Origin of the sequence: Escherichia sp. WS1450 (assembly GCF_046487395.1) — a bacterium.
Taxonomy (GTDB): domain Bacteria; phylum Pseudomonadota; class Gammaproteobacteria; order Enterobacterales; family Enterobacteriaceae; genus Escherichia; species Escherichia coli.
In genome coordinates this window covers 199,142-205,664 of sequence record NZ_JBJQJO010000010.1, presented here as the reverse complement: position 1 = coordinate 205,664, position 6,523 = coordinate 199,142, and the positions used below count along the sequence as shown (strand labels likewise).

10 protein-coding genes and 1 pseudogene are annotated in these 6,523 nt (G+C 51.8%); 1 reads left to right on the top strand and 10 read right to left on the bottom strand.

Features of this window, described 5'->3' with window-relative positions:
• Window positions 1–110: 110 nt before the first annotated feature.
• The 5 genes and pseudogenes from ACJHYR_RS14650 to ACJHYR_RS14630 form a co-directional block, all read right to left on the bottom strand.
• Window positions 111–920, bottom strand: a pseudogene (locus tag ACJHYR_RS14650) (phage tail protein); the annotation flags it as partial.
• Between the two features lie 10 nt (window positions 921–930).
• On the bottom strand, window positions 931–1,461 hold the full coding sequence (locus ACJHYR_RS14645; RefSeq protein WP_001285335.1) for a phage tail protein I: 531 nt from the start codon (window positions 1,459–1,461) through the stop codon (window positions 931–933).
• On the bottom strand, window positions 1,454–2,362 hold the full coding sequence (locus ACJHYR_RS14640; protein ID WP_001563621.1) for a baseplate assembly protein: 909 nt from the start codon (window positions 2,360–2,362) through the stop codon (window positions 1,454–1,456). The genes ACJHYR_RS14645 and ACJHYR_RS14640 overlap by 8 nt, the downstream gene beginning before the upstream one ends.
• A 4-nt stretch (window positions 2,363–2,366) precedes the next feature.
• Window positions 2,367–2,714 (bottom strand): GPW/gp25 family protein, encoded by a 348-nt coding sequence (locus ACJHYR_RS14635; protein ID WP_000127164.1) that lies wholly within the window; start codon window positions 2,712–2,714, stop codon window positions 2,367–2,369.
• The gene (locus ACJHYR_RS14630) at window positions 2,711–3,346 is read right to left on the bottom strand and encodes a phage baseplate assembly protein V (protein ID WP_000853328.1); all 636 of its coding nucleotides are present in this window, start codon (window positions 3,344–3,346) and stop codon (window positions 2,711–2,713) included. Before ACJHYR_RS14630 ends, ACJHYR_RS14635 begins: the two co-directional genes overlap by 4 nt.
• A 145-nt stretch (window positions 3,347–3,491) precedes the next feature.
• Between ACJHYR_RS14630 and ACJHYR_RS14625 the strand changes: the two genes are divergently transcribed.
• The gene (locus tag ACJHYR_RS14625) at window positions 3,492–4,571 is read left to right on the top strand and encodes a GTP pyrophosphokinase family protein (protein ID WP_042023919.1); all 1,080 of its coding nucleotides are present in this window, start codon (window positions 3,492–3,494) and stop codon (window positions 4,569–4,571) included.
• 80 nt (window positions 4,572–4,651) lie between these two features.
• On the opposite strand, the gene ACJHYR_RS14620 is transcribed toward ACJHYR_RS14625, so the two are convergent.
• Genes ACJHYR_RS14620 through ACJHYR_RS14600 form a run of 5 tightly spaced genes read right to left on the bottom strand, consistent with a single transcriptional unit; the run spans window position 4,652 to window position 6,510 of the window.
• Entirely contained in the window at window positions 4,652–5,104 is a 453-nt protein-coding gene (locus tag ACJHYR_RS14620; protein ID WP_024245776.1) for a phage virion morphogenesis protein, read from the bottom strand.
• Window positions 5,097–5,564, bottom strand: coding sequence for a phage tail protein (locus tag ACJHYR_RS14615; protein ID WP_059327998.1), 468 nt, complete (start codon window positions 5,562–5,564; stop codon window positions 5,097–5,099). The genes ACJHYR_RS14620 and ACJHYR_RS14615 overlap by 8 nt, the downstream gene beginning before the upstream one ends.
• Window positions 5,527–5,772 (bottom strand): Rz1-like lysis system protein LysC, encoded by a 246-nt coding sequence (lysC, locus tag ACJHYR_RS14610; RefSeq protein ID WP_249441440.1) that lies wholly within the window; start codon window positions 5,770–5,772, stop codon window positions 5,527–5,529. The genes ACJHYR_RS14615 and lysC overlap by 38 nt, the downstream gene beginning before the upstream one ends.
• Window positions 5,672–6,097: an Rz-like lysis system protein LysB gene (lysB, locus tag ACJHYR_RS14605; protein ID WP_059327997.1), complete on the bottom strand. Its 426-nt coding sequence runs from the start codon at window positions 6,095–6,097 to the stop codon at window positions 5,672–5,674. The genes lysC and lysB overlap by 101 nt, the downstream gene beginning before the upstream one ends.
• Window positions 6,085–6,510: a DNZ54_00345 family protein gene (locus ACJHYR_RS14600; RefSeq protein WP_059327996.1), complete on the bottom strand. Its 426-nt coding sequence runs from the start codon at window positions 6,508–6,510 to the stop codon at window positions 6,085–6,087. Before ACJHYR_RS14600 ends, lysB begins: the two co-directional genes overlap by 13 nt.
• Window positions 6,511–6,523: the final 13 nt, after the last annotated feature.

Below are 6,523 nucleotides of genomic sequence, written 5' to 3'. Positions count from 1 at the left end.
ATACTCCTCCGGCAGAAGCAGAAAAAGCTTATTATGCTTCCATCGGAAACGATGATCTGGCAGCCTGAGTTCACAGATAAAACACTCTCCAGGAAACCCGGGGCGGTTCACAGTGTTGCGTTGGAGGATGTGGATTTATACCAGACACCCACATAAGCCTTAACTGGACCAAATGTATTGAGATCAGCATCAACCGGCATTTCGCCGTTGTTTTTCATAAACGTCAGGCTGGTAACACCAATATTGTCCAGAAAAGCTGATTTATCCTGGATATCTGCACCGTTCTGATTTTTCGCCAGACGTGAATTTGCGTTGTCATTTGCTGCCTTGACCGCTTTTGGCGTTGCCGCCAGCTCTTCACTGGTGCTGTTTGTTGCACTGCTTAACTGAGTAAAACCTTTTTCTGTCAGCGTGGCGTCAGGATGGCGGCGGGACTGCTCATGCTCTGCGATTTTGTCATCGACGTAATCCTGCGTCGCCATCACTGTGCTGGCATCAATACTCAGCTCAACGGACGCCACGTTGCTGAGAATAATAACCATGCGGCAGGTCTGCGCACGTCCGGAGCCTTCAGCCAGTTCTGGCTTATAGCTTTCAGCCATGTTGGATACCGCAATCAGTGTTCCGGCATCGTCATACAGACCAAGCTCACGCATCCAGAAGCCGCCCACTTCGGGCGGTACAACCAGTTCAGCCACAATATAGTTTTTATTCTTATTATCCACACTGACTTTATTCAGAGCGTGACGCCAGACCTCATGCACCAGTTTCGTCTGACCGGCATCCGGCACCGGTAATTTGCCATTACCGTCACCCACGGCCATTGCAGACAGGTTTACTTTTTTCCCGCCGGGGACAGTGGCGGCTGCCAGCTTTGCGGCTCCGGCAGTAGTGATAACGGTTTTAAATTTCGTGCTCATTGTTTCTCACTTATCCGGGATAAACAGTAATAACATCACCATCACAGACCACACCGCCTGTATACAGGTAGCCGGGAATGTCCTGGGTAATGTTCAGACCAATAAGGTGACGGCTTGCGGGTTTGGCATCAGCAATCAGTCGCTCCATTTCCAGATACATTTCCTCTGTGATGCCGCTTTCCAGTACACCAATATCGAGCCGGAAGGTGCCGGGCGGGTCATTGTTTTCCCACCACTCCGTCACATTGATGAGATAGCCGAGCGGCTCCACCACACGCCGGATTGCGCCGACAGTGCCTTTATGACAGTGGATGAAATAGGCATCGCGGATAACGGCGCGTTTTGTCGCTTCCGGCCACTTTTCATCCCACCTGTCGACCGAAAACGCCCACGCCAGCCACGGCAGCAGATTTGCCGGACAGGTGTCCGGGTTCCACAGCTCACGAATACTGACCGGCGTTTTTTCAATTTCCGCACAGGCTTTTGCAGCGGCGACTTCAAGCGGTGATGAGCCGGTCGGCAGCAGTCGCGAATCACTCATCCGAGCCTCCGGTCACGACGCGGTATTCGGTACAGAAAGACGCCTGCGTGCTGTTAAGCACGATATCGGCCAGCGGTGCAGCCAGTTCGACACGCTGCACGCCTTCCACATGCAAAGCGGCATAAATGGCAGACAGACGGATGTCGCGCCCCAGCCGGTGCTGTGCCGTGATGTACGCTTCCAGTTTTTTCACGGCGGCAGCGCGTATGGGTTCGCTTTCGGGACCAGGGTAAAGGTAAAGCGTGGCGTTTATCTGGTATTCAACGATGGCGGCAGACTGCACGGTCACGCGGTCGGCCACCGGCCTGACGTCCTCGCCATTAAGGGCGTTACGCACCACCGCCAGCAGGTCTTCGGATGCGACACCGTTATTTTCACGTGACAGCACAGAGATGGTGACGCAGGCCGGAGACGGACTGGTGACAGAGATATCCGCGACACGCCCGTCAGCACTGCGACCATGATACTGATAGGCACCCACCGACCCGGCGACGCTTAAACCTTCAAAGGCCTGCTGAATACGCAGACGATAATCGGTGTCAGATTCCATCACGGCCGGTGTCGGCGGGATGGTCGAATCATCTGCCGGGGTGATAGTCAGACGCGTGGTGTTGTAATTGGCACCAATCACATCAAGGTCATTACCCGCGGCACAGGCCAGCATCACCGCCCGTGCGGCCTCATTCACACGCTGACGCCAGAGAAGCTCACGATAAGCATTTTCCTCCAGCAGTTTGACGAGAGGCTCGGATTCCAGCGTCAGGGTACGGGCGACCGCCTCCTGCTGGTCTTCCGGGTAAAGGGAAATCAGTGTCGCCTTGCGTTCGGCAAGAATGGTTTCAAAGTCCAGCTCCTCGACCACATCCGGTGCGGGTAGCTGGTTCAGGTCGATAATCGGCATGGTTTCAACTCACAGGGATGGTTAACGAAAGTGGCTGGCCGGTGTCGTTGTGCTGACCGGTTAACGTGACCGTCATTCGCCCGTCAAAACTGCGCTCAGTGGTGACGGATGACAGGGTGACGCGGGGTTCCCATTTCAGCACCGCCATGTAACAGGCGACCTTAATCTGCAACTCAAGCGCCGGAGTCTGCGGCTGGTCAATCATTGACGCCAGCAACGAGCCGTAATCACGACGCATCACCCGCGAGCCGACCGGTGTGCGCAGGATATCGCCGATACTCTGGCTGATATGCTCAAGGTCAGTGACAGTCAGGCCATCACTGCGATTCATTCCGAGATAACGCGCAGTCATAGAGGTCCCCCGGTTGTGCCGCCGCTGTCGCCGGGATGTTTATGGGTATGCAGTACCTTACCGTTTGATGAGAGTTCACCGCCGGTGTGTTCAATGTTGCCGCGCATCGTCCCGCCCTTCTGTACTTCCAGCGTGCCGGTAATCAGTCTGTTGGTGCAGACCACCTCCGGGGTGTCCAGGGTGATGCGGGTTGACGCTTTCACCATGACTACCGGCACCGTGGCGGTAACAGAATCAGAAGCCGTCACGCTGGCCGTTTTAATTCCGCTTACCATCAGTGCACTGGTTTCAGGTTCATACTCAATCACCGCCCCGTCAGGGAAACGTATGTGCAGGGCATCCGCCGACGCAGACGGCGGAGGGTTATCGCCGGAATAAATCCCCGGCAGAACGAACGCCGTGTCGAGTTCACCGCCCACGGCCAGAATCAGCACCTGTTCCCCCACGGAAGGTGCCCACCATGTGCGTGAACGTCCGGCACGATGGGTCAGCCACTGAAGCCAGTCGGTGCACATGCCGCCGGTCTGCACACGGCAGCGACCGGCGTTAAGGTCGGTTTCGACGATAATGCCGGGGCGTATCATGTTGCGCAGTGCGCGCGCGAGTTCCTGGATATTTGCGAGTGTTTTCATAAGATCTAGCATGCTGCTGAGAACTGATGAGAACAATAAAAGAGTGTTTTTCTAAGGTTGACACAACACTCCATTTGAAGTGAATATAATGATTACTTAACTGGCAAAAAAACATCCTCACTAATTGGAGCCAATGGATACACGCATGTCAGACATTCTAATTACTTATGATGAACGGAAAGATAAATTTGAGTCCTATGCCCTTACTCTTAAATCGTTATTAACCACGTTAATTCGCAATGAAAAAATTTCAATTCACTCACTTGAATCAAGAGTTAAAACAAAAAAAAGCCTTGAAGGTAAGATTAATAAAAAGGGAAAATACAAGTCTATAGATGATATTACTGATATCGTTGGTATCAGGATCATCACACATTATGCTGATGATGTTGATAAGATAGCTGCTATAGTTGAAAAGGAGTTCACCATTGACCAAGAGAACTCTATTGATAAAAGAACCTCAATTGCGCCTGATAAATTTGGTTACCTATCACTTCATTATATAGTAACTTTAAACTCAACCAGAACAAACTTAAAAGAATATGAAGTATATAAAAACATCAAAGCCGAATTACAAATACGATCAATCCTTCAGCATGCCTGGGCGGAGATTGAACACGACATTGGTTATAAGTCGGCCACAGGACTGCCTAATGAAATAAGAAGATACTTTTCACGCTTAGCTGGTCTTTTAGAAATGGCCGATGATGAATTTATTAAAATCAGAAAAAAGATTTCTGAACGGCAGAAAGAGGTTGCAAAAGAACTAGAGCAAGGAACTAGTGATTCAGCTTTAGATATTTTCACTTTGGATGAATTCTTAAACACAAGTCGAATTATGAGTGAACTTTCAGAAGAGATAAAAGAAAAAACAGGAATCACAGTACATGGCCGATACAAGGATAAAGATTTGGGATACCTACTAAATGGTTTAAACCTAGCAAACATAACTACAATAGAACAACTCAATCAAAAACTCTCACAAATGAAAAAGCAGATCGTAGATAGAATATTCTGCTTCGGAGAACCATTTATTAGTTATTGCAGAGAAACCCCCATGCCAAAAGAAGCTCTTTTGAGTTATTTATGTCAAATTATCGTTGCGTTTCAAAACTCACCTTCGTTAGAATCTGAATTTAATAACAAAGCAGGTTTAAATCTGAAAAACAGCAATATCTCCGATTTTTTCTCGAATATAAGAGAAAACATAAGCACACAACCTTAGCTTTAGTTTTAACGTATTCTAACAGAAGACTGCTGCCGGTAAGCACCGGCAGCAGCGATGAGGTGTCGGGAATGGCACAACTAACGCTCAAGGTGAGCCAGGATAATCTCTTCAATCATCTGCACATCCTCACCGGTAAAGCCGAGCAGAGGACGCGTCGGATAATCAATTTTCTTACCGTCTTTCCGGGTTTCTTCCGACAGACCGAACTGATGCACACTGGCGATTTTCGGTGACTTTCCGCCGTAAAACTCCATTGATGCCTGTTCCGGGCTGGCGCGGATATGCAAAAAACGACTGGTGATAAGTTTCGCAAACATTTTTCGCTTAACACGACCGGTCTTTTTTCTGGCGCTCTGCTGCTGGCGTGGTGCGTAGGGTGTGCCGTCCGGGGCTTTCTGTGCCATCACCCGGCGCTGCTGACTCTGCCGCAGATGTTTCGCCAGTTCGGTGCTCAGTCGCCGACGCCCTGATGGTGACAGTGATTCAATCAGCCCGGTCAGCCGGTCTTCAAAACGCTTAAACTCATTCATCCCACTTGCTCACCAGTTCGCCATTGATATAAAGCTCCATCGGGCGGATGACCGGCTCCGGCGGCGGAGGTTCCGGGATATTCTTCACATGCAGTGCGCCGTCCACCTCACTGACCAGCGTGCGCTCGGTCAGCATCAGGCTGATGCTGATATCAAAGCTGCTGTCATTGTTGATGTCCGCATAAAACGTGAAGCCCTTTTTCTGGCCTTCGTCGGTGGTCATGATGTCGGGCTGATTTTCCCGCAGCCACGCCAGCACCGGCACGATGAGCAGGTCAAAATCACCGGTAAAGTCGGTCACAATGACATTGAGCGTGTAACGCTTTTCGAATGACAGCGACGTCGCCAGCGTGGAGGCAATACTCCCGTTATCCACGAATATCCGCAGCATCTCGGGACTGGTTTTCAGCACCGTGACGGCATCAGTCAGCGCCCTGCGCAGGCTGTCGGGTTTGAGCATCGTTTTCGTCCTGACAGTGTTTAATCATTTTTACCTGGCTGGCACAGCGTGCCAGCGCGTTCTCAAGCAGCCGGATATCGGCACTTAAATCGCCGTTCGTCTGCGGGTCACTGCCCGGCATCGGGCAAAGGCTCACTTTCGGGCAGGCGTTGTGGACAATCACTGGCGTCGGTGCAGGCGGGGCGCTGGTGCAACCGGCGCACAGCATCAGGCAGGTCAGCGCCGTACCAGCGGCGAAAATCTTCGTTTTCATTGAGTAACCTCGTGATGGTTTTCTCGCGCTGTGCTTCACGCTTCGCGGCGTTCTCCAGTTCCTGACGCAGTGCCACCTGCGCCAGCTCGTTTTTGTCTGCCCTGGTGATGGCAACATGAAGCTGATTTTTCAGCACGGTGATGGTCGTCTGCTGTTCACTGGCGACGTTGTTCGCCCTGTCCAGCGAGGCGCGCAGGCTGGCATTTTTGTGTTTCACCAGAAACAGACCGGCCACCGCCAGCGATAACAACACAACCAGCACAATCATCAGTTTTGACATAGTTCCCGCCCCTCAAGACGCTGACGGCAGGCCGTACGTATCAGCCGGAAAAACAGCGATGCCACGAGATAAATCAGTGCGGTAAAAATCCCCCCGGCAGCGACCAGCGAGATAAACGTCGCCACCATCACCATCAGAGCCGCCGCCCGTCTGCGCCACGGCATCGGCTGCAAAAACAGCGACGTGACAATCTTCACGGCCAGCGATTCCGGCGGCAGCTCCCGCCCGTAGCGTTCCAGCACATACTCAGTGGCATACACGCCGACACCACCGGCAACCACACAGATAACCGTCGCCAGAATCGCCCAGGTGGCGACAAAACTGACGGCCACGCTCTGCGGGTAAATCAGGGACAGTGCCAGCATCAGCGCCAGCGACACGTTCAGCATCAGTGAAAGGGATAATTTCTTCATGGTGTTTACTCCG